Raw genomic sequence first — 21,215 nt, 5'->3', positions numbered from 1 at the left:
ATGTAAACATGGGTTATCAATCAATTTTCAGGGCAGATGCATTTGCTGGCAAAGTCATTATTGTGACGGGCGGAGGTTCGGGTATTGGCCGTTGTACTGCCCATGAGCTCACTTCTTTAGGTGCACAAGTGGTGATCACTGGGAGAAAAGTTGAAAAGCTGGAAAAAGTCAGTCAGGAAATTCTGGAAGATGGTGGCAAAGTGCATTACATCGTTTGTGATAACCGCGATGAAGAACAGGTTAAAAGCATGATTGCCGGAGTCATTGAAAAATTTGGCAAGCTGGATGGATTGGTCAATAACGCAGGTGGACAATTTCCATCTGCATTAGAAAACATTTCGGCCAATGGTTTTGATGCGGTAGTGCGTAATAACCTGCATTCTACCTTTTACCTGATGCGCGAAGCCTATAACCAGTGGATGGCAAAACATGGCGGCAGCATCGTGAATATGACTGCCGATATGTGGGGCGGTATGCCAGGTATGGGGCATTCAGGCGCAGCACGTTCAGGGGTGGATAACCTGACCAAAACGGCTTCGGTAGAATGGGGCAAGTCGGGCGTACGGGTCAACGCAGTCGCACCGGGCTGGATTATTTCTTCGGGTATGGACAACTATAGTGGCGATTTTGCCAAAGTGATCATTCCGAGTTTAGCGAGCAATGTTCCATTAAAACGTATGGGCACAGAATCGGAAATCTCCTCAGCGATTTGTTATCTACTGTCTGATGCAGCGGCTTTTGTATCAGGCGTCACCCTGCGGATTGACGGGGCGGCTTCACAAGGCACACGAATGTATCCATTGGCTGATGCGACCAACAATGACGCCTTTAACGGTTTCCATCGCGCGTTTATTCCTGACATATTCAAAACAGATGGAGAATAAGCATGACGATTCTCCAATCTGAAATTGTAGTGGATGGTGAGCAATACCAGCAAAACCGTGAGGCTTTACTCGCACAGTTGGCTGAAGTCCGAGCCGTACAGCAAAAAAGTATTGATAAGTCTTATGCCGCAAAAGCCAAGTTTGACAAGAAAGGCAAGATTTTGCCGCACGAACGTATTCGTTTACTGTTAGATGCCGATTCTCCTTTTGTCGAGTTGTGCGGGCTGGTGGGTTACAACATGCATGACGATAAAGATGGTTCCGAAGCTGGCGGTGGTGTAATTGCCGGGATCGGTTTTGTCAGCGGGGTCCGTGCACTGGTATCGGCCAGTAACAGCGCCATCAAGGGCGGCACCATGTCACCGATGGGTGTGCATAAAACCCTGCGCCTGCAAAAGATTGCCCTCGAACAAAAATTGCCGATGGTGACGCTGACCGAAAGTGGTGGCGCAAACCTGAATTATGCGGCTGAAGTGTTTACTTATGGCGGCATGACCTTTGCCAATCAGGCGCGTTTGTCTGCAGCAGGTATTCCACAAGTCGCCGTGGTGCATGGTAATGCAACTGCGGGTGGTGCTTATCAGCCGGGTCTGTCTGATTATGTGATTGCCGTGCGCAAGCAAACCGAAATGTTATTGGCTGGCCCGCCGCTATTACTGGCAGCGACAGGGGAAGTGGCGACTGCAGAAGAACTGGGTGGGGCAGAAATGCATAGCCAGGTCTCGGGTGTTGCAGAATATCTGGCAGAAAACGATGCCGATGGTATTCGTTTGGCGCGTGAAATTTTTGAGCATCTGAACTGGAAAGAACAGACCGCCTGTCCGCCTCAGGACTATAAAGAACCACGTTATGCTGCCGAAGAGTTGCTGGGGATTATTCCACAAGATCCAAAGCAACCGTTTGATATGAAAGAGATCATTGCGCGGATTGTTGATGATTCTGATTTTCTGGAATTCAAGCAGGAATACGATGTGCTCACCGTGTGTGGCTGGGCCAAAATGGGAGGTTTGCATATTGGCATCATCACCAATAATGGGCCGATTACCCCGCAAGGTGCAGTGAAGGCAGCACAGTTTATCCATTTGTGTGAGCAGACCCAACGTCCGCTTTTATTCCTGCACAACACCACCGGTTTTATGGTCGGAACCGATGCCGAGCAGAACGGCATTATCAAGCATGGTTCCAAGCTGATTCAGGCGGTGGCCAATGCAACTGTACCCAAGATTTCGATTGTGGTGGCAGGCTCTTATGGTGCGGGTAACTATGCCATGTGTGGCCGTAGTTTATCGCCGCAATTTATCTTCGCATGGCCAAACTCACATGTGGCTGTGATGGGTGCAGCGCAAGCCGGTAAAGTCTTACGGATTGTGGCTGAGGGCAAACAAAAAGCCTCGGGAATGGAACCCAATCCGCAGATGCTGGATTTTCTGGAACAGAGTACTGCCATGAAACTGGAACAGCAGTCGACGGCGTTATTCAATACGGCCATGCTGCATGACGATGGCATCATTGATCCAAGAGACACCCGTAAAGTCCTGATCTTTTTATTACAAACCATTTTTGAAGCACAACAACGTGAATTAAATCCAACACGATTTGGTGTATCGAGATTTTAGTTTTAACACCCTCATCCTAGCCTTCTCCCAAAGGGAGAAGGGATTCCCTCTCCCCAGATGGGAGAGGGTTAGGGAGAGGGAGAAACAATTTTTAAGGAACAAAAACAATGAAATTTACCGCAGAACATGATGCTTTACGCCGTACCACACGTCAGTTTGTTGAAAATGAATTAAACCCATTCATCCCAGAGTGGGAGGAAGCGGGGCGTTTTCCGATTCATGATGTCTTTAAGAAAATGGGGGATTTGGGCTTATTGGGGATTTGCAAGCCAGAGGAAAATGGCGGCTTGGGTCTTGATTATTCATACAACCTTGTGGTGGCAGAAGAATTAGGTCGTGCTGCGTGTGGTGGTGTGCCCCTAGCGATTGGCGTGCAAACCGATATGGCAACGCCTGCACTGGCACGTTTTGGCAGTAAGGAACTCCGCGATGAGTTTCTGAATCCTGCCATTCGTGGTGAATATGTGGCGTCGATTGCAGTATCGGAAGTACATGCGGGTTCTGACGTGGCAGCGATCAAAACCACAGCCAAAAAAGATGGCGATGATTATGTGATTAATGGCAGCAAGATGTGGATCACCAACTCATTACAAGCTGATTTCTTTTGTCTATTGGCCAATACCTCTGATGACAAGCCCCACGTCAATAAATCCATGATTATTGTCCCTGCAAAAACGGCAGGAATTAGCTTTTCAGAACCGTTGAATAAATTGGGGATGCGTTCAACCACGACTGCACAGGTCTACTTTGATAATGTGCGTGTACCGCAACGTAATCTGGTCGGTGTAGAAGGCATGGGCTTTATGATGCAAATGATGCAGTTTCAGGAAGAACGCATGTGGGCCTGTATCAATGCAGTGGGTGGCATGGAAAAAGTCATTCAGCAAACCATTGATTACACCAAGGAGCGAAGCACTTTTGGTCAGCCTTTAATTCATAACCAGTACATTCATTTCCGTTTTGCTGAACTGATGACTGAAGTTGCAGCACTGAAAGCCCTAACCTATCAGGCCTGCGAGCAGCATATTGCGGGTGAGGATGTCACCTTGATGGCCTCCATGGCCAAGTTAAAGGCTGGACGGTTAAGCCGTGAAGTTGCTGACAGTTGTCTGCAATATTGGGGAGGGAATGGCTTTATGTGGAATAACCCGGCATCACAGCTGTATCGAGATGGTCGTTTAGGTTCGATTGGCGGTGGTGCAGATGAAATCATGCTGGGAATTATCTGCAAGCTTACCGACATTCTGCCGAAGAAACAGAAAAACTAGGAGCTGGTATGACACTTTCAACTTCTGTTGCCGCGCTGGAAATAGATGACAGCATTCAGCTGGAACAGCAAGGTGGTATTTTAACTTTATGGCTGAATCGTCCTGAGAGCCGTAATGCCATGAGTTTGAAGATGGTCACCGCCATTCATCAGGTGTTTAGTCAAATTGCTGATGATGTTTCGATTCGTGCAGTGATTCTACGCGGTCAAGGCGGGCATTTCTGTGCCGGTGGCGATATTAAGGATATGGCAGGATTACGGGTTGAAGCTGCCGATACCGGTAGCTTGCAGCCTTATGTTGATTTTAACCGCCGCTTTGGTGCCATGCTTGAACAGGTTGAGCAGGCCCCGCAAACCGTTGTTGCCGTGCTAGAAGGTGCAGTGCTGGGTGGCGGTTTCGGTCTGGCCTGTGTTTCAGATCTTGCCATTAGCCGTGATACCGCCCAGTTTGGTTTGCCCGAAACCGGCTTGGGGATTTTACCCGCCCAGATTGCGCCATTTGTGGTAAAGCGCGTGGGACTGACTCAGGCGCGCCGTCTGGCACTTTTCGGCTTACGTTTTGATGGCAAGATGGCACTGGATTTAGGAGTCGTTCATCAGGTGGCATGTAATGAAGTGGAACTGGAGCAGCAACTTGAACAGGGCATTGAACAGATTAAACGTGCCGCACCTCTGGCTTCCCGTGCCACCAAGGCGCTATTGCAGCGGACACTGAACGAAGCTTTGACACCGCTTCTGGATGATGCGGCACGCCAGTTTGCAGAGGCAGTGGCAGGTGCCGAAGGGCAGGAAGGCACGATGGCCTTTATTCAAAAGCGTCATCCGAACTGGTTTGACTAACATCTCCTTCAGGCCCACTTTAAAAAAAGGGAAATGAAGAGGACTTAAAAATAGAGATTGACTCATGAAATTTTCAAAAGTCTTGGTGGCAAACCGTGGTGAAATCGCTGTACGGGTCATGCAAACCGCTAAAGCAATGGGCTATCAAACGGTTGCCGTCTATTCAGATGCCGATGCCAATGCCCGTCATGTGCAGGTGGCGGATGAAGCGGTTTATATTGGCCCCGCTAAAGTTTCCGAATCTTATTTATCGATTGCCAATATTATAGCTGCCTGTGAAAAGACCGGAGCCGATGCGGTACATCCCGGTTATGGATTTTTATCTGAAAACACTGATTTTGCTCAGGCCTGCCTTGAGCATGGCATCACCTTTATTGGGCCAGGTGCGGCTGCGATCGAGCTGATGGGCAGCAAGCGTCTTTCTAAACTGGCCATGATAGAGGCAGGCGTGCCATGTGTACCGGGCTATGAAGGCGATCAGCAGGAACTGGATGAACTCGCTGTACAAGCTGAGAAGATTGGCTATCCCTTAATGGTCAAGGCATCGGCAGGTGGTGGCGGGCGCGGCATGCGACTGGTTGAGCAGCCAGCCAGTTTGCTTGAAGCCTTAAAAACAGCGCGGTCGGAAGCAGAAAATGCCTTTGGCTCTGGCGAGTTGATCCTGGAAAAAGCCGTGATGGCACCAAGACATGTTGAAATACAGGTCTTTGGCGATACACATGGCAATTATGTGTACTTGTTTGAACGTGATTGCTCGATTCAACGCCGTCATCAAAAGGTGGTGGAAGAAGCCCCTTGCCCGGTGATGACACCCGAGCTTCGCCAGCAAATGGGAGAGGCGGCAGTGGCCGCAGCCAAGGCCTGTGATTATGTCGGGGCAGGTACGGTCGAGTTTCTACTTGATCAATCGGGTGAATTCTATTTCTTGGAAATGAACACGCGTTTACAGGTCGAGCATCCGGTGACGGAAATGATTACCGGACTGGATCTGGTGGAATGGCAGTTGCGTGTGGCCAATGGCGAAACCTTGCCTTTACAGCAACATGAGCTAAGCTTGAATGGACATGCCATAGAAGTGCGTTTATATGCCGAAGACCCGCGTCAGGATTTCCTGCCACAAACCGGTAAGGTCTGGCGCTGGCAACCTGCCGAGCTACCGCATGTCCGTATTGATCATGGCATGCTGGAACAAGATGAAATCAGTCCATTTTATGATCCGATGGTGGCAAAAGTCATTGCGTATGGCAAAACCCGTCAGGATGCCATCCGGTTACTCGCCCGTGCCGTGGATGATTGTGTGTTGCTGGGCGTAAACAGCAATAAACAGTTCCTGAGCAATTTATTACGTCATCCGGTAGTCGTTGCAGGAGAGACCAATACGGCCTTTATCCAGCAGCATTTTCAGGAGGATATCAGTCTCCATCCACAAAGCCCGACGCCTGAAATCCTCGCGGTGGCAGCAGCTCTGTTTAGCCAGCAAAACCAGAAACAGGTCGCCTGGCATACAGGTGTTGCCTTGCCATTTCCCTTGAAGCTGAAATATGCCGATCAGCAGATAGTGCTGCATGTACACCATGATCAGCAGCAGGTGACGGCTGAGCTCTGTGGACAGCAGGCAAGCATACAGATAGTGCACATCAATGATGTAGAAATAATTTATAGCTGTGACGGGGTACGCCGTAAGCTGGCCTATGTACTTGATCAAGATCAACTGTATCTGGATGCAGACAATGGCAATGTCGTGATTGAAAACATCACCTATGCCGCGCCAGAGGCGACGGAAGCCGTCGGTGATGGTAAAATTCGTGCGCCGATGGATGGAGCCATTGTCAATCTGCTGGTCAATGTCGGTGATCAGGTCGTGAAAGGACAAACCTTGTTAGTGCTTGAGGCCATGAAAATTCAGCAACAGATCAAATCGGATGTCGATGGGGTAGTGGAGGAATTGATTGGTCAGGTCGGCCAACAGGTGAAAAAACGTCAGCAACTATTAAGTGTTTCTTTGCTTTGATTTTACGGCTGGATAGAACCCTTGCGACCGACCATCGCCGGGGTTCAAAAGATTTAAGGGAACATGTTCAAGCGTAAATTCTCTAAACGGCTTTGATACTGCTGTTGCCATTCGGCTTCTGAAAGCTGCGCTTTCAGCGGTTGCATTTCTTGTTGTAATTGCTTTAAAGCTTGTTGGTATTGATTGACTTGCTGCTGTTGTTGAGCCTCCTGCTGTTCTCTTTGCTGAAGCTGTTGGCGTTGCAGTTCGGTTAAATAGTGCTGCTGTAATTGCTGCTTTAACCGCTCAGTTTCTACCGGGTTACGTGAGCCTTGCTCGAGCAGATTCAAGGCCTGTTGGTATAGCCCGAGCTTGCTTTGCTGTTGAGATGCAGCAGGGTATTGCTGTTGCAACTGTTCAAAGGCTTTTAAACGTTGTTCAGCATTCAGGTTTCGATTCTGTACCAAGTCATTGTAGGCAAAACGGTAATCTGCATAATCACGTTCTTGCCCAAAGCCAAGCATGGCTTCGGTTTGCCCCAAGGTCTGCTCCCTGAGTTTCCAAATCGCCTCAAAACGTTGTTTGGGAGATAAAGCGGTTGAGAGTACGGTGCTTTGCATCTGTTGCTCATATTGCGGAATCCGTTTCAACAGATTCGCAACTACAGCTGCAAATTTCTGGTCGGGATAATTGGCCAAAGCTTTTGCGAGCGCTGCATTACAGTCTGAAACGGGACAACTGGCTTTAAATTCACTGAGAAATTCAGTGATATTGCCGGGGTGTTGTTGCAATGTTTTGAGTTGCTGCAAAAGGGAGGCCTGAAAAATATCATCCTTGCTTTTATTGGACATAGGGCCATCACTCGTCTGTGTTGATGAATCCTGAGATAAAGAGCTGGATTGGGTGTGCTGGATTGCAGCGGAAGAGGCGGTGCTCTTCCAGACGACAATCGCAACCAGGACCACAACAACAATCAGCATTGTCAGCAATAGTCTTTTATTCATACCACATTCCGTTTATGGCGTGTAATTAAACTGGCCCATTACCGGGAAATGATCGGAGAGATCCCAGGTCATATACAGCGGGTCGGCTGTGCTGCGCAGGATACGCACATCGTTACGCGACTGTGTCGGCTGACGATGGTTATTGGAAGCCACAAGATAATCCAGATATTCAACAGTTGAACCGCCAGAACCTGCCGCTCCTGCCAGCTTGTTCACACGGGGATCAAAGGTTGAAGCGGTATAACCTGTACTTGGTGCAGCGGTTGCATTCAGGTTGGTCAGCATGTCCTGATAGTCTTGCGGCCATAACAGTTTATTGACATTAAAATCGCCCCCCATCAGCACTGCATCAAAAGCCGGAATGTTTTGCTGATCGACCAGTTGACGAATCTGTTTGAACTGGGTCTGGCGTAAGGCGCGTGCTGCATCGGTATCAAAAGATGCGGTATGGGTTGATGTTATATGATAAGCCTTACCATTCTTAATGATTTCAGCATACAGCACACCTTTATCGGCAAAGCAGTCAGTGCCGGTACAGTCTGGATAAATCAGCTGTGCCGTTTTCACAATCGGATAACGACTGACAATCACCAGACCACTGTCAAACAGGTTATAGCCTGAGCCAACCGGAATATGGCTTTGATACGGATATTGTTGTGCCAGTTGATTCAACATGTCTGCACGTGATGAGGCAAAGGCCTCCTGCATCATGATCACATCATAGCCGTTTAAATGATTGGGTAATTCAGCCAGACGTTCACTAATCTTACTTGCCACCATAGGTAGGGCATAAATATTATACGTCAGGACTTTAAGTTCATCGGCACTGGCTGAAACCGGTTCTGGAACGGTGTTTTGATGAATAGTGTAGTGGAAGTCATCATAACCGCCAGTATATTCGGCTTTGACTGCCGCCTGAGCGGATAAACCCGCATAAGTGGTATTGATGCGATGAACATTACGATCTGAATACCAAGGCGATGTTGTGGTCGCCGTTTGCAGACCATGCTGGATGTTACTGCCCGACCAGGTGCCAGTCATGGTCTGTTTCAGGGTCACTTGCGAGTTACCGCTGCTGACCACAGTATCAAAGTTATAGGTTTGACCGGATTTAATCCCGGTATAGCGGTTGATCCGTAAAATCCGTCTGGTTTCATAAGGGGCGATCTGGGTCGCTTCCTGCGCCCATTGATTGCCTTGCTGTAAGGCCGCTCCCGTCTGATTGACTTGTACCGATACCGTTTGCGGCGTGGTATTGGTCACAAAAACATAGGAATCGGCCATCGCCTGCTGACTTGCAAAACCACTGATCAATAACGCAGCCCCTGCGCCAAGTTTTAAGCTTTTCAGCTTCATTATTCTCTCCATGCTACTCATTATGTTTGAACAAAAACGGGAGGTATTATTCAAATTATTCATTTATGAAAAATTTATGATCGTTATTTGTTCTAAAATTATAATAATGAAAAAATATTGCTAAATCATTTAAATTTAGAACCATTCATCTGATGTTTTAAGGAAGCTATCTTATTTATTGTTATCAGGATTTTTTTTAATATAAAAAAGACTGGCGAAATTGGTTGTAGGTCTAAAAATATACAGTTGTTCATAAACGAAAATGAGCAGACTGAGCCAAATGAGCAAAGCTATAAATGTAAAAAATCTGACAGGGGGATACCATGCCAGATATGTAGACCGGAGCGGAGACTAGGCCTGATCGGCTTCGGATATCGCTGTGCTGGCCTGCTTTAAACTATAGAGCAACTGGCCTAACAGCACATCTTTATTGCTCAAGGTCACCATCACCATGGGATGATGCTGTGCCGGGATCGCGGTGAGAATGGCCTTGCCATTTTCAGCATCCAGGGTAATGCTCTGGCAGCCGGTTAATTGTATTTCATTCAGAAACGCAGTGACCATCGCCAGAATCGAACTACTGACAGCAGCCAGCTTGGTACTGTTATACGGATTTTTCTTATAAATAGAGGCAAGCTCAAACCCGTCGGTTGAACAGAGCATAATATAATCGACACCACGAATATTCATCAGAATATCATTGGCCTGAGCTTTGGCGAACTGGATCAGCTCCTTGGGTGCGGTACGTTGTTGACTGGGAATACTGAACATAATTCTTCTCTTTTATAACCTAATTAATTTGTTGCTTTTAAATTGACTTCCAATGCGGCAATCAGGGATTCGATCATGAGCAAGATATGCTCCTGTTTACGTGCATCAATAAAAAATAAAGGGTAGTGGTAGTCATTCTGGATGAGCCAGTCCCGATAAATTGTGGTGGGTTGTGCTTTATTTTCATCGACATGGGTAATGCCAATCGAAATGTTCTGGGTGTAATCCTTAAACGTGTCCAGATAGCCTTCCAGCTCTTCAAGCGGGACCTTACTGTTATGGTCCACCAGCAGAATCACGCCCAGCGCGCCTTGGCAAATCACCGGCCAGATAAAGTCAAAGCGTGACTGGCCCGGGGTGCCATACAGGCCGATCTTGATGCCGTCATCCAGGGTGATTTCACCATAATCGATGCCGACTGTGGTTTGCAGTTTATTGTGGGCCTGACTGTCGGTATTGAGTGCTTCTGTCGCGAGCACCGGAATTTCTGAAAGCGATTTAATGGCTTCGGTTTTTCCTGCACCCATGCTTCCTGCAAAGACAATTTTATATTGTTGGAGAATCATATCATTCCTTAAAGCCCAAAGCGGCGTCTGATTTTGCCGAAAAATTTATTTAAAAAACCTTGTTGTTCAGTGGCTTGCTCAGGTGTTTCCGTTTTGAGGTAACGACCTTCTGAAGCTGGGATAATGCCGCCGTTGTTTGAAATCATGCAGGCAGTGATGAACTGTTGAACTGTTTGAACCGGAAGTTTTAACTGGGTGGCAACCTGATAAATCTGGGCACCCTGTATAAAGCAGGCCGAAAGCAGGAGCGCGGTTTTACGGTCTTCACTTTGAGCCGGTTGAGGCCAGTATTCAATTTTATAGTATTCATTTTCATTGGGCGCCAAGCGCTGGAACTCGGTCGAATGCCAGAATAGATTCCAGAGCCAGTCCTGTAAATTGTATTCGACCTTACGCGAAACCTTGGTGAAGCTGGAAGTGGTCGCAAACTCATAGGTAAAGCTGTGGTTGGTCTTGGTATGCGTTCTGGTGGGTTCGAGCCAGGCCACCTGGCTGCGTGTATCAATGATGGCCAGAGTACCATGATCATCAAACAGATGAAGCCGGGCATTCTCAGGATTGAGCATATCCGTCAAATATTTCTCGTTTACTGCATTATGGGTGGACACTGCCGCCGACTTGGGCTGTTGTGACTGTTGATGGGAGAGGTAACTGAGCAAGCGTTGCTGAATCCAGTGTTTTAATGCATCTGTATGTTGAAAAGGTAAATAAAGCGTATTGTGTTCTTCCAGATGATGTGAGCCTTCTCCTTTGGCAACTTTTAGGCAGGGAAGTTGTTTTTGTTCTAAAATGCGCTGGATCCCTTCAGTTTCAAAGAAATTTTCATTTATTAATAATAAGTCGATATTGGGATCTGCAATATTGATCCAGTTAATGCCAAACTCATGGGGTATGGTTTTTCTAAGTTCTATTTTTAATTCATCTGAAACTTTTAAACTTATACCTGAAATTGCGATATTAATGCAATGTCCATTCATAGTATCACTTTAATGTTTTATAAAATATTGGACTGCAAAAATAGTCTTTATGTTAAAGACTAATAATAGGCATCTTGCATTATTTTTATTCTGATAAATATCTAAAATAAAAATATATACAAGAAGCCTAATATATTAAATATTTTTAAATTAAGAATTAAGCAAAGTCTAATTCTTTTTCAAATGTTTTCAGTTCGTGGCGAGCCATGGCAAGGTTTGATTTAGAACGGTCTAAAACAAGGTACAAGAATAAATTGCCATTGCTTTCTAATGGACGGATCAGGTGATATGCCTTACCTAGGGTAATCAGAATATCTTCAATGTCATCATTAAGTTTTAATGAGTTGGCAACACGTCGCTTGGCGCGAACAACTTCGGTATTCCCTGCAGCAGCTAATTCCAAATCAAGTGAACCCCCACCTTGTGTTGCCAGCGCCAAACCGCTTTCTGTATCTACTAACGCTGCTGCAACGAACCCATCAATATTTGTTAAGCTTTCTAATGAAATTTTAGCCATGATTTTATCTCTACTAATACATCTTTGTTTATGAATTTATATATGCCACTTTTGTTTTTGATTGGTTTTCAAAAGTAGTTAATCTTATTATAGGAAACTCTTTTATTAAATCAATCATACTTTAAATGGATTGAAATTTTCAAAGTATTAATAAATGACAATTTTTGTCAGCTAAATGGATAAAAATATTAATCAAGATCATTTATTGATTTTAACTGTGATTTTATTCACATTAATTTAGAGGGGTGTATGACTATTTTTCATTGTAACTAAATGTAATTTTTTAATTAGCAGTTTTAATATGTTTTTTTAGTATAATTTTATTTTTTATTAACTACATGATAAAGAAAGAATTAAATCTTTCCTTATCATGTATTGAAAATCAGGCTGAAATTAACTGACAGTATGAACAATATAAAAATATCAAAATAACCAATGCCACCAGCGGTGCAATGATATAGGCCCAAGAGGGAACAACAGGCAGACTGACTTCGGAGACATCATGCTGGTCATGAGCCACAGGCTGGGCCTGATTCACCATTTGATTAAATTCCTGCATGGTTGCTTCAAGCGAGAGCTCTTCCTGCTCAACCGGCTTGGAACCAATTAATTCCGTTAACTGATTGGTTGACCATACCCAGTCTTCAGCCTGTCCTGATAAATGCTCAATCTGGCCCATTAACAGTTCGGTCAGGCCGGTTTGTCCGAAACTGCCCGTCTGGTCAAGTTGTTTGAGCTCTGCCAGCTGTAATGCCAGAACTTCAGAAAGACTACTTTCCAGCTCGCCGGCTTTAAGCGTTGACTGATTATGGGCGGAGGTTGTCAAATGACGGGCAATCTCCTGGATATAGAGCGGGTCAGACGTTTGTACTTCCTGATACAGTTTCGGCGGATTTTGTTTCCACAGACTGATCAGTTGCCCAAGCGACAGGATATTCACTTCATTAATATAAGATTGCTTTTCTTTTGGAGAATACTGGCTAAACAATTGCGGTTTTTGAATTTTAATTTGTTCAGCAAAATACTGGACTAAGTCAAATGCCATCTTGTATATCCTCGCTTAATCTAAAATTCTGAGTGAAGGTTTCTTTTTCGTAGGTTCTGCTTCTTGCTTGGTTTGTTCTGTTTCTGATGCAGCAGTTTCTTCAATATTTTCATATTCTGACGGGTCGAAGAACAGGCCTTGTCCATTTTCGCGTGCATAAATTCCCAATACCGCACGGATAGGGACATAAATTTCTTTTGCAACCCCGCCAAAACGCGCCGAAAAAGTGATGGCATCATTGCTCATATGCAATTGATGAACCGCGTGAGGTGCCAGGTTCAAAACAATTTGCCCATCTTTTACGAATTGTACAGGCACATCGGTATAAGGTTGTGTTGCATCAACCAACAGGTAAGGTGTGAGCTGGTTATCGCAAATCCATTCATAAATGGCACGAGCAAGATATGGGCGTGTAGGCGTGAAAGTTATTTGCTCAGACATAATTGAAAAACTTATTAAATCGTAGAAATCAACTCATTGTAGCTGTTTTTTTCTTGAGCTGTCATTGATTTAATGAAAGATGGACGGCTAAAGATACGATGACAATACAAGAAAATAGGTCGGCAATGTTGTGACGGTAATTCGATTCCCATACTTTTTAGGCGCAGGAAGATCGGTGCCAGCATGCAGTCTAAAATAGAAAAGCTTTCAGACATAAAAAAAGGAAAATGCTGAAACAGCGGGGTCAGGGAAATCAGGGTATCCCTGAGCTCTTTTTGTGCTTTTTGTTGCTGCTGCAAGTCGAGGCTGTCGGCATGTCTGAGCATGTGATCGGCCAGTTTGAACCAGTCCTGTTCAAAGCGCCAGATATACTGCCGCTGTTCAGCCCGGGCCATCGGGGCATCGGCATACAGTTTATTCTGGCGATAACGGTCATCCAGATATTCGGCAATGATGCTGGCTGAAAACAGTTTCAGGTTCTGTTCAATCAGCATCGGCAACTGGTTATAAGGATTTAAGTCCGCCAGATCCTCATCTTCATGATCGGTGATAATGAGCTGGTATTTGATTTGTTTTTCAGCAAGCAGAAAACGAATCCAGTGTGAGCGGAAATCATCTGCGTGGCTATACAGGGTAATGCCTTGAACAGGACTTGGGGGATTTTCTAAAGACATAAATCCAAAAAATTCTGATTGACTGTTTAGAATACTAAAATTAACGCTGAAAATCACTTTATCATGAATAATATAAGCCTGAGCGCATAAATCAGTTCCTGAAAAATACTAGCCAGAAAAAAACATCAAAAGAGATCACTGTTGCTTCTGTGTAGCGTGTTGCTATGTCGTGGCTGTTCCGCTTCATCTCAGGCATGGAACAGGTAAATGCCGTCGTCGTGATCGAGAGCGGGGCCGCTACTAAGGGGCTGTTACTGCGATTAAAGCTACGACTGGTGAAGGGCAATATATGGCAGTATCAAAAAGCAACAGGCGGCTGCCAGCCATAAAAAAACCTCGGAAAATCCGAGGTTTTTTGTCCAATTCGTAAAACGATTAACGTTTAGAGAATTGAGGACGTTTACGTGCTTTACGTAAACCAAGTTTCTTACGTTCAACTTCACGAGCATCACGAGTAACGAAACCAGCTTGACGAAGAGCAGGTTTTAAAGTTTCGTCAGCAGCGATCAGTGCACGAGTAATACCGTGACGGATAGCGCCTGCCTGACCACCGATACCACCACCTTTAACAGTGATGTAAAGGTCAAATTTTTCAGTAACTTCTAAAAGTTCTAAAGGCTGACGTACAACCATACGAGCAGTTTCACGACCGAAATATTGCTCTAAAGTACGATTGTTGATTACGAGTTTACCTGTACCAGCTGATAAGAAAACACGTGCAGTTGCGGTCTTACGGCGACCTGTACCATAATTAGTAGCCATGTGCTGTATCCCTTAGATGTCCAAAACTTGTGGCTGTTGAGCAGTATGAGGATGCTCGCTACCAGCGTACACTTTCATTTTTTTGATCATTGCATAACCAAGAGGACCTTTTGGCAACATACCTTTAACAGCTTTTTCTAAAACAGCTTCAGGTTTGTGAGCAATTAACTTCTCGAAGTTAGTCTCACGGATACCACCAGGGAAACCAGTATGGCGATAGTATTTCTTGTCAAGTGATTTGTTACCAGTCACTTGAACGTGCTCAGCATTGATCACAACGATGTAATCGCCAGTGTCAACGTGAGGAGTATAAGAAGTCTTGTGCTTACCGCGTAAACGACGAGCGATTTCAGTCGCAAGGCGACCTAAAGTTTTGCCAGAAGCATCAACAACATACCAGTCGTGTTGAACTTCAGCTGGCTTAGCGCTGAGAGTTTTCATTTAAACCACTACCTATTATAGTTGGTTTGGACGGTGGAATCTGTCCAAACAAAAGGAGACCGAATTCTACATGAGTTTATACCTACACACAAGAAAAATTCGCTAGAGCAGCCAGAAATTGCTGCAATGTGACTGATTTGGGAACTAATATGCACTGGCTTGATGCGACTATTATTTATCTTGAGAGCGGACCGGAATACCCCTATCATTTTTAGACCAATCATTTGAAATAAATAGAAGTATTGACCTCTTCTTGCGGGGAATTTGATGAAGTTGCCGTTTTCTACAAAAGTTGTTGTGGTTGCATTATTGGTGGGTCTCTGTTCGGCCCAGAGCAATGCACGACGGCTGTATAAATGGGTAGATCAGGGAAGTGTCACCAATTATTCCGAATTCCAGCCAAAAGAAGGCACCAGCCGCAAACTCGAAGTGCTTGAAAGTCGCGGTCATGATCATGTTGATCCTGCGATGGCTGTCACAGCCGAAATGAAAGCAATTGAAATTCCGGTTGATCAAATTAATCTGCAGGGAGCCACTGCCGGTGCGGGGGCAACTCCGGCACCTTACATGCAGCAATCCACAACGCAAACCATCGTTAAACAAGGTGCAATGGTGGCGCCTTATATCCGGCCAGCCAGTCCGGTGGCGACCACGGCAGTGGAGAAAAAAGAGCCACCAGTTCAGCAGGCTGTACAGGTGCCGGAAAAGAAAGAGACGTTTATCACTAACCCGCTTGTCGAAAAGAGTGCAAGTACGGTAGCCGTGACTGAAAAGAAAGAAGAGATTGCCATGGTGCAACCTGAGAAAAAAGTCCAGCCAAAAGTAAACCCATGGACACGCAAGGTTGAGTTTGTTCCTTCCAATCTTGTTCCACAGAACCTGTCTAAAGCTGTGCTGCCTGAACGCTGATCCATTAGCTTGATTGAACGGGTAAAATAATGTTTTATGAGTGTGAATCCAAATAAAAAAGACTCATGATGCTGCGCGTAAAACAATTTCTATTGGGCTGTTTGTTCGGCCTAATCATCACTTATTTCATTCTGATCACCGGGTTTGGAATCTATTACGGTTTTAGCGGGATGGTCGGTGTCGCTTTAGTCAGCATGTTGATGCATTTCACACCTTTTCCATATCTGCTTTATTTGGCTGGTGGGCTGATTTTTTTCTGCATTCCAGCGCAGCGTTTTAGCCAGACCCATCGCCAACTGTGGAAATGGCTAGCCATTGCGATTGTGGTTGCTGGGGGCCTGATTTGCTTGTCAGAAATTGCGCATGTGCTCGGCTGGTTAAATGCCGAGTTTCATTTGCCACGAAAACCGGAAAACTAAATACTTCAACGCCTATATTTTGACTTTTATAAAGGCTGAGCTGAGCAATGACTTAGGCAAGACCGTGTTGATTTTAACGAATAGCCATTACATTTTTGGCTGTATGTACTGTAATAAAGGGCTATAGCTGACCTTTAATCAGAATTTATAAAAAGGTAGGGCTATAGCTGCTTTTATATTTTGGTTACACTAGCAGGAAATCAAAAAGACTGGCGCTAGATATGCTTCCTTTATATGTCACTTCAGGTGAACCGGCTGGAATTGGTCCAGATATCTGTCTGAGTCTGGCGGAACGGATAGATGAACGACCGCTGGTGGTATTGGCCGATATTGAAATGTTGCAGCAACGTGCCAATCTACTCGGTTTAAATGTTGAACTGGTTGAATATCAGGGACAAACTCAATCCAGCTTGCAGGGGCAACTGTTTGTTGAACATGTGCCTTTGGCAAAACCGGTGAACTTAGGGCAGTTAGACTCTGCCAATGCAGCTTATGTATTGGAGCAATTGCGCCGTTCGGCTGATTATGCCATGTCCGGACAAAGTGTCGGGGTGGCCACGGCGCCTGTACAAAAATCCATTATCAATGATGCCGGCATGAGCTTTAGTGGGCATACCGAATATTATCAGGAATTTGCTGGTATTGAGCGTGTGGTGATGATGCTGGCGACCAGAACGCTGCGGGTAGCGCTGGCAACGACTCATTTACCCCTGCGGGAGGTGCCGGCGGCCATTACCCCAGCGCGTTTACATCAGGTGATTGATATCCTGATTCATGACTTAAAGAGCAAATTTAAAATTGCACAGCCGCATATTCTGGTCTGTGGCCTGAACCCGCATGCAGGTGAAGATGGCTATTTAGGACGTGAAGAAATCGAAGTGATTAATCCGGTGCTGGAAAGCTATCGGGTACAGGGCGTGAACATGAGCCTGAGTTTGCCGGCAGACACCTTGTTTACCCCTGAAAACCTGCAAGATGCAGATGCCGTTTTGGCGATGTATCACGATCAGGGTTTACCTGTGCTAAAATCGCAAGGCTTTGGTGAAGCAGTCAACATTACATTAGGCTTACCATTTATTCGAACCTCGGTCGATCATGGCACAGCACTTTCCCTTGCAGGCACTGGACAGGCAAAAGCATCAAGCTTGCAGGTGGCAGTGGATTTAGCACTTGATTTGGCAAGAATCTCTCCCAGCCCCTCTTTATAAAAGAGGGAGGAATTAAGTTTCAAATATTGAGTATAAATATATGTATCAAATTAATGCCCTAAACCCTAAAGATGAAGGGCATCAGGCTCGAAAACGCTTTGGTCAGAACTTCTTGCATGATCAGCGTGTGATTGCCAAAATTGTCCGTTCGGTGAGCCCTCGTGCCGGTGATAATATTGTTGAAATTGGCCCGGGTCTGGCTGCATTGACTTCACCTTTAATTGGTGAATGTGATGCGTTGACGGTGGTGGAGCTCGACCGTGATCTGGCGGCCGGTTTGCCGGGTCGTGTGCCACATCCTGAGCGTTTGACGATTATTGAAGCTGATGCGCTGAAGTATGATTTTACCCAGCTGTTCCAGGAAGGTCGTCCACTACGGGTAGTGGGTAACCTGCCTTATAATATTTCTACTCCTTTGCTGTTCCATCTTCTGGAATTTGGCGACAAGGTCAAGGACATGCACTTCATGTTGCAAAAGGAAGTGGTAGACCGGATCACTGCTACGCCAAATACCAAAGAGTACGGGCGCCTGTCGGTCATGATTCAGTATTACTGCAAGCCGACATTCCTGTTTGAAGTACCCCCGGGATCATTCAATCCGCCACCCAAGGTGACTTCGGCCGTTTTCCGTCTGGAACCTTATGACACCAAGCCGATAGTGGCAAAGGACGAAAAAGCACTGGCCCGTCTGGTCAGTCATGTGTTTACCCAGCGCCGTAAGACCTTGCGTAACAGTTTAAAAGGCATGCTGGCGGAAGACGGCTTTGAAAAGGCCGGGGTAGATCCGATGGCACGTCCTGAAACATTGAATCTGGCTGATTTCGTGGCGCTTTCTGACCAGATGGTGGCCTGATGTCAAAACGCTATAACTATGTCATTGGTGATGTGCAGGGCTGTTTTGAAGCCCTGAAAGCTTTACTGAAAGAAATTCGCTTTGATCCGGATCAGGACTTTTTATGGTTCGCTGGCGATCTGGTGGCGCGTGGTGAAAACTCGGTCGGTGCCTTACGCTTTATTAAGAAGCTGGCCGACCGTGGGGCGGCGGCAACGGTGTTGGGCAATCATGACCTGACCCTGATTGCCTGCGCGCGTGGCTTTAAAAAAGCCAAAGAAAAAGACCAGACCCAAGATGTAATTGATGCGATTGATGGTGATGAACTGATTGACTGGCTACGCAAGCAGCCTTTGAGCCTGTCTCCAAATCAACACACCTTGATTACTCACGCGGGTGTACCCTGCATCTGGAGCGCTGAAAAGACCGTTGCCTTGGCACAAGAAGTGCAGCAGGTGGTTGCGCATGAGGATCTTTCTGTGCTGGATGGTTTTCTGGCAGAAATGTATGGCTCACAGCCGGACCTGTGGTCAGATGAGCTGACGGGTATGGCGCGGTTGCGTTGTATTACCAATTATCTGACCCGTATGCGCTTGACCGATGCTGAAGGACGTCTGGAGTTTGAGTTCAAAGATGCACTAGATGCACCGATGCCAGCGGGTTTTCAGCCGTGGTTTGAGTTTGAAAGTCAGGCTGCACAAACCCATCAGCTGATTTTCGGACATTGGGCGGCATTACAGGGCAAGACCATTAGCCCTCAAATTCAAAATGTGGATGGGGGCTGTGTCTGGGGACAACAACTGGTGGCTTTGCGTTTAGAAGATCAGCAGCTTTTTGCGGTAGATAATCCTTTAGCTTGAACTTGAATAAGTGCAATTCGAGTTTGATCTAAATATTTTTATCTAGAGTCTGTTGGAAAAAATTATCTGAGCGGAGTCTGGATAATTTCTCATCGAATTACAAGATTAGCTACTACGTCTTGCACTTCAGTTGAAATATATTTTAACTTCGTTCAGGCTCGCCCTACCTGACGAAACGTTGTTTCTCATTTTGGGAAAAGTAGGCCAAACCTGAGGGGCGAATAGCAAAGATTAATAATCTTTGCCGCACCGTAAGATGAACGCTATGCTTGAGTCCTAAACTACGCACTTCGTTTGTCTTGCGCTAAGCCAAAGCTTAATTGCTTTGGCTTGCTCAGGTTGCTGATGACGTTTTCGAGTATCATATTTCTGATCAGATTTAGATTGGGTATTTATTGTGTTGTGTACAAATACCCAGTTTCAGATTGGGCATTTTTAATTTTTAGACTGTCAAAAAACTGTCATACACTGATCATTAAAGTGTCAAAAAATGCTTATAAGCTGACAAGCATGAAAATAACGACACAAATGGATGGCGATATGCAGAGCACATACGCGACATCTCTATTCAAACAAGAGTTTCCTGAAAATTTTAAATTTTACTTTAAAAGGAAACAATTCAAAAATAAGCATGAGGACTTGTCTGAACTGTGTGATCTGGTTCGTCCCCGTCTCCGAATTGCCATTGTCACTGAAACCTGGCCACCAGAAATTAATGGTGTGGCTTTATCCATGATGCAACTGTGTCAGGGCCTACAGCGACTCGGGCATAAAATCTTGCTGGTACGGCCCACACAAAAAGCTGTCTGTACCGAATTTCATCCGGATCAGGAATGTCTGGTCATGTCCCAGCCAATTCCTAAATATCCAAGTGTGCAGTTTGGCTGGCCACAATATCTCAAGGTGTCCAAAGCTTTTGAGAAATTTATGCCAGATGTGGTGCATATCGTGACCGAAGGGCCATTGGGACTCACCGCATTACAGGCAGCAAAATCACGGAAGGTCGCCGTTTCCAGTGGCTTTCATTCAGCCTTTCATGATTTTAGCCGTTTTTTTGACCTGGCTTTTCTGGTCAAACCCATTCAACGTTATCTGACCTGGTTTCATAACAGTACCGACGTGACCTGCGTACCCAGTCAATATACAGAGCAGGCCTTGCGTGGATTTGGTGTGACCTGTCCTTTGGTCGTGGTCGGCCGTGGGGTAGATACCGAAAAATTTTCTCCCAAGCATCGTTCCGCGCAGCTGCGACAGCAGTGGGGTGCCGGAGCAGATACCCGTGTCATGCTATATGTCGGGCGTCTGTCACCTGAAAAAGAAGTGGATGTGTTGATCAGGAGCTTCCATGCCTTGCAGGCGCAGCAGGGGAAAAATATCAAGTTTGTCATCGTGGGGGATGGCCCGGATCTGGGACGTCTGCAGCAGATGGCGCAGTCTGATGATGTAATTTTTATGGGTAGCCTGAGTGGGCGCGAGCTTTCGGCTGCTTATGCCAGTGCAGATGTATTTACTTTCGCCAGTCAGGCCGATACGTTTGGCAACGTGGTTTTAGAAGCGATTGCCAGTGGTCTGGCTGTGGTAGCCTATGACTATGTCTGTGCACACCAGCATGTCCGGCATGAAATTACTGGCTGGCTTAGCCCGCTGGGACAGACCGGCGACTTTATCCAGTCTATTTGTGATTTACCCGCATTGCCGCAACTGAGGCAGATGGGGCAGCTTGCCAGTGCGAGTGTGCAGGAAAATAGCTGGCAATTTCCGGTACAACAACTGGAACAGGCACTTTATCAGGTCGCAAAGGAGTCCCCCATGATCGCGACCTAAATCCTTCTGAGG

The 21,215-nt window shown here is 46.0% G+C and carries 22 protein-coding genes; 11 read left to right on the top strand and 11 right to left on the bottom strand.

The features are described from left to right. Nucleotides 1–8: 8 nt before the first annotated feature. The 5 genes from OC23_RS06500 (at nucleotide 9) to OC23_RS06480 (ending at nucleotide 6,618) form a co-directional block, all read left to right on the top strand. On the top strand, nucleotides 9–884 hold the full coding sequence (locus tag OC23_RS06500; protein ID WP_038343667.1) for an SDR family oxidoreductase: 876 nt from the start codon (nucleotides 9–11) through the stop codon (nucleotides 882–884). Between the two features lie 2 nt (nucleotides 885–886). Further along, nucleotides 887–2,500, top strand: a complete 1,614-nt coding sequence (locus OC23_RS06495) for an acyl-CoA carboxylase subunit beta (protein WP_038343666.1) — start codon at nucleotides 887–889, stop codon at nucleotides 2,498–2,500. 107 nt (nucleotides 2,501–2,607) lie between these two features. Then, nucleotides 2,608–3,768 (top strand): acyl-CoA dehydrogenase family protein, encoded by a 1,161-nt coding sequence (locus OC23_RS06490; RefSeq protein ID WP_038343665.1) that lies wholly within the window; start codon nucleotides 2,608–2,610, stop codon nucleotides 3,766–3,768. A gap of 8 nt (nucleotides 3,769–3,776) precedes the next feature. Continuing rightward, nucleotides 3,777–4,607, top strand: coding sequence for an enoyl-CoA hydratase/isomerase family protein (locus OC23_RS06485; RefSeq protein WP_038343663.1), 831 nt, complete (start codon nucleotides 3,777–3,779; stop codon nucleotides 4,605–4,607). A 64-nt stretch (nucleotides 4,608–4,671) separates the two neighbouring features. Continuing rightward, nucleotides 4,672–6,618: an acetyl/propionyl/methylcrotonyl-CoA carboxylase subunit alpha gene (locus OC23_RS06480; RefSeq protein WP_038343661.1), complete on the top strand. Its 1,947-nt coding sequence runs from the start codon at nucleotides 4,672–4,674 to the stop codon at nucleotides 6,616–6,618. 53 nt (nucleotides 6,619–6,671) lie between these two features. Here the strand turns inward: OC23_RS06480 and OC23_RS06475 are convergent, their stop codons facing one another. The 11 genes from OC23_RS06475 to rplM form a co-directional block, all read right to left on the bottom strand. Beyond that, the gene (locus OC23_RS06475) at nucleotides 6,672–7,601 is read right to left on the bottom strand and encodes a lipase secretion chaperone (protein WP_038343660.1); all 930 of its coding nucleotides are present in this window, start codon (nucleotides 7,599–7,601) and stop codon (nucleotides 6,672–6,674) included. A 12-nt stretch (nucleotides 7,602–7,613) separates the two neighbouring features. Then, the gene (locus OC23_RS06470; protein ID WP_038343659.1) at nucleotides 7,614–8,957 is read right to left on the bottom strand and encodes a sphingomyelin phosphodiesterase; all 1,344 of its coding nucleotides are present in this window, start codon (nucleotides 8,955–8,957) and stop codon (nucleotides 7,614–7,616) included. A 351-nt stretch (nucleotides 8,958–9,308) separates the two neighbouring features. Next, the gene (locus tag OC23_RS06465; protein WP_038343658.1) at nucleotides 9,309–9,728 is read right to left on the bottom strand and encodes a roadblock/LC7 domain-containing protein; all 420 of its coding nucleotides are present in this window, start codon (nucleotides 9,726–9,728) and stop codon (nucleotides 9,309–9,311) included. A 23-nt stretch (nucleotides 9,729–9,751) separates the two neighbouring features. After that, a complete protein-coding gene (locus OC23_RS06460) occupies nucleotides 9,752–10,294 on the bottom strand; it encodes a GTP-binding protein (protein WP_038343657.1) in 543 nt (180 codons plus the stop codon). An 8-nt stretch (nucleotides 10,295–10,302) separates the two neighbouring features. Beyond that, nucleotides 10,303–11,271 carry a hypothetical protein gene (locus OC23_RS06455; RefSeq protein ID WP_038343655.1) on the bottom strand — a complete coding sequence of 323 codons (969 nt, stop codon included), beginning with the start codon at nucleotides 11,269–11,271 and terminating at the stop codon, nucleotides 10,303–10,305. A 157-nt stretch (nucleotides 11,272–11,428) separates the two neighbouring features. Next, a complete protein-coding gene (locus OC23_RS06450) occupies nucleotides 11,429–11,788 on the bottom strand; it encodes a hypothetical protein (RefSeq protein ID WP_038343653.1) in 360 nt (119 codons plus the stop codon). A gap of 382 nt (nucleotides 11,789–12,170) precedes the next feature. Beyond that, on the bottom strand, nucleotides 12,171–12,833 hold the full coding sequence (locus tag OC23_RS06445) for a hypothetical protein (protein WP_038343652.1): 663 nt from the start codon (nucleotides 12,831–12,833) through the stop codon (nucleotides 12,171–12,173). Nucleotides 12,834–12,848: 15 nt separating this feature from the next. After that, nucleotides 12,849–13,274: a ClpXP protease specificity-enhancing factor gene (locus tag OC23_RS06440; protein WP_038343650.1), complete on the bottom strand. Its 426-nt coding sequence runs from the start codon at nucleotides 13,272–13,274 to the stop codon at nucleotides 12,849–12,851. Between the two features lie 14 nt (nucleotides 13,275–13,288). Further along, on the bottom strand, nucleotides 13,289–13,948 hold the full coding sequence (locus OC23_RS06435; protein ID WP_038343649.1) for a glutathione S-transferase N-terminal domain-containing protein: 660 nt from the start codon (nucleotides 13,946–13,948) through the stop codon (nucleotides 13,289–13,291). Between the two features lie 375 nt (nucleotides 13,949–14,323). Next, nucleotides 14,324–14,710, bottom strand: coding sequence for a 30S ribosomal protein S9 (gene rpsI, locus OC23_RS06430; protein ID WP_004640839.1), 387 nt, complete (start codon nucleotides 14,708–14,710; stop codon nucleotides 14,324–14,326). A gap of 12 nt (nucleotides 14,711–14,722) precedes the next feature. After that, nucleotides 14,723–15,151, bottom strand: a complete 429-nt coding sequence (rplM, locus tag OC23_RS06425; RefSeq protein WP_004664909.1) for a 50S ribosomal protein L13 — start codon at nucleotides 15,149–15,151, stop codon at nucleotides 14,723–14,725. A 267-nt stretch (nucleotides 15,152–15,418) separates the two neighbouring features. Here rplM and OC23_RS06420 point away from each other — a divergent pair, with 267 nt between their 5' ends. From OC23_RS06420 to OC23_RS06395, 6 genes are all read left to right on the top strand, one after another. Beyond that, nucleotides 15,419–16,060 carry a hypothetical protein gene (locus OC23_RS06420; protein ID WP_038343646.1) on the top strand — a complete coding sequence of 214 codons (642 nt, stop codon included), beginning with the start codon at nucleotides 15,419–15,421 and terminating at the stop codon, nucleotides 16,058–16,060. 65 nt (nucleotides 16,061–16,125) lie between these two features. Further along, nucleotides 16,126–16,479, top strand: a complete 354-nt coding sequence (locus OC23_RS06415; protein ID WP_038343644.1) for a hypothetical protein — start codon at nucleotides 16,126–16,128, stop codon at nucleotides 16,477–16,479. 221 nt (nucleotides 16,480–16,700) lie between these two features. Continuing rightward, entirely contained in the window at nucleotides 16,701–17,687 is a 987-nt protein-coding gene (gene pdxA / locus OC23_RS06410; protein WP_038343642.1) for a 4-hydroxythreonine-4-phosphate dehydrogenase PdxA, read from the top strand. Between the two features lie 40 nt (nucleotides 17,688–17,727). Continuing rightward, entirely contained in the window at nucleotides 17,728–18,540 is an 813-nt protein-coding gene (gene rsmA / locus OC23_RS06405) for a 16S rRNA (adenine(1518)-N(6)/adenine(1519)-N(6))-dimethyltransferase RsmA (RefSeq protein ID WP_038343640.1), read from the top strand. After that, entirely contained in the window at nucleotides 18,540–19,379 is an 840-nt protein-coding gene (locus OC23_RS06400; protein WP_038343639.1) for a symmetrical bis(5'-nucleosyl)-tetraphosphatase, read from the top strand. The genes rsmA and OC23_RS06400 overlap by 1 nt, the downstream gene beginning before the upstream one ends. 540 nt (nucleotides 19,380–19,919) lie before the next feature. Beyond that, complete coding sequence (locus OC23_RS06395) at nucleotides 19,920–21,203, top strand: glycosyltransferase family 4 protein (protein ID WP_038343692.1); 1,284 nt, start codon at nucleotides 19,920–19,922, stop codon at nucleotides 21,201–21,203. Nucleotides 21,204–21,215: the final 12 nt, after the last annotated feature.

Origin of the sequence: Acinetobacter sp. A47 (assembly GCF_000805455.1) — a bacterium.
Classification (GTDB): Bacteria; Pseudomonadota; Gammaproteobacteria; order Pseudomonadales; family Moraxellaceae; genus Acinetobacter.
The sequence above is the reverse complement of the archived record's forward strand: the minus strand, read 5'-3'. Positions and strand labels throughout refer to the sequence as shown.

Coding starts and splice junctions, on each gene's coding strand:
- OC23_RS06500 (WP_038343667.1), top strand. CDS start 9: ATGGGTTATCAATCAATTTTCAGGGCAGATGCATTTGCTGGCAAAGTC.
- OC23_RS06495 (WP_038343666.1), top strand. CDS start 887: ATGACGATTCTCCAATCTGAAATTGTAGTGGATGGTGAGCAATACCAG.
- OC23_RS06490 (WP_038343665.1), top strand. CDS start 2,608: ATGAAATTTACCGCAGAACATGATGCTTTACGCCGTACCACACGTCAG.
- OC23_RS06485 (WP_038343663.1), top strand. CDS start 3,777: ATGACACTTTCAACTTCTGTTGCCGCGCTGGAAATAGATGACAGCATT.
- OC23_RS06480 (WP_038343661.1), top strand. CDS start 4,672: ATGAAATTTTCAAAAGTCTTGGTGGCAAACCGTGGTGAAATCGCTGTA.
- OC23_RS06475 (WP_038343660.1), bottom strand. CDS start 7,601: ATGAATAAAAGACTATTGCTGACAATGCTGATTGTTGTTGTGGTCCTG.
- OC23_RS06470 (WP_038343659.1), bottom strand. CDS start 8,957: ATGAAGCTGAAAAGCTTAAAACTTGGCGCAGGGGCTGCGTTATTGATC.
- OC23_RS06465 (WP_038343658.1), bottom strand. CDS start 9,728: ATGTTCAGTATTCCCAGTCAACAACGTACCGCACCCAAGGAGCTGATC.
- OC23_RS06460 (WP_038343657.1), bottom strand. CDS start 10,294: ATGATTCTCCAACAATATAAAATTGTCTTTGCAGGAAGCATGGGTGCA.
- OC23_RS06455 (WP_038343655.1), bottom strand. CDS start 11,271: ATGAATGGACATTGCATTAATATCGCAATTTCAGGTATAAGTTTAAAA.
- OC23_RS06450 (WP_038343653.1), bottom strand. CDS start 11,788: ATGGCTAAAATTTCATTAGAAAGCTTAACAAATATTGATGGGTTCGTT.
- OC23_RS06445 (WP_038343652.1), bottom strand. CDS start 12,833: ATGGCATTTGACTTAGTCCAGTATTTTGCTGAACAAATTAAAATTCAA.
- OC23_RS06440 (WP_038343650.1), bottom strand. CDS start 13,274: ATGTCTGAGCAAATAACTTTCACGCCTACACGCCCATATCTTGCTCGT.
- OC23_RS06435 (WP_038343649.1), bottom strand. CDS start 13,948: ATGTCTTTAGAAAATCCCCCAAGTCCTGTTCAAGGCATTACCCTGTAT.
- rpsI (WP_004640839.1), bottom strand. CDS start 14,710: ATGGCTACTAATTATGGTACAGGTCGCCGTAAGACCGCAACTGCACGT.
- rplM (WP_004664909.1), bottom strand. CDS start 15,151: ATGAAAACTCTCAGCGCTAAGCCAGCTGAAGTTCAACACGACTGGTAT.
- OC23_RS06420 (WP_038343646.1), top strand. CDS start 15,419: ATGAAGTTGCCGTTTTCTACAAAAGTTGTTGTGGTTGCATTATTGGTG.
- OC23_RS06415 (WP_038343644.1), top strand. CDS start 16,126: ATGATGCTGCGCGTAAAACAATTTCTATTGGGCTGTTTGTTCGGCCTA.
- pdxA (WP_038343642.1), top strand. CDS start 16,701: ATGCTTCCTTTATATGTCACTTCAGGTGAACCGGCTGGAATTGGTCCA.
- rsmA (WP_038343640.1), top strand. CDS start 17,728: ATGTATCAAATTAATGCCCTAAACCCTAAAGATGAAGGGCATCAGGCT.
- OC23_RS06400 (WP_038343639.1), top strand. CDS start 18,540: ATGTCAAAACGCTATAACTATGTCATTGGTGATGTGCAGGGCTGTTTT.
- OC23_RS06395 (WP_038343692.1), top strand. CDS start 19,920: ATGCAGAGCACATACGCGACATCTCTATTCAAACAAGAGTTTCCTGAA.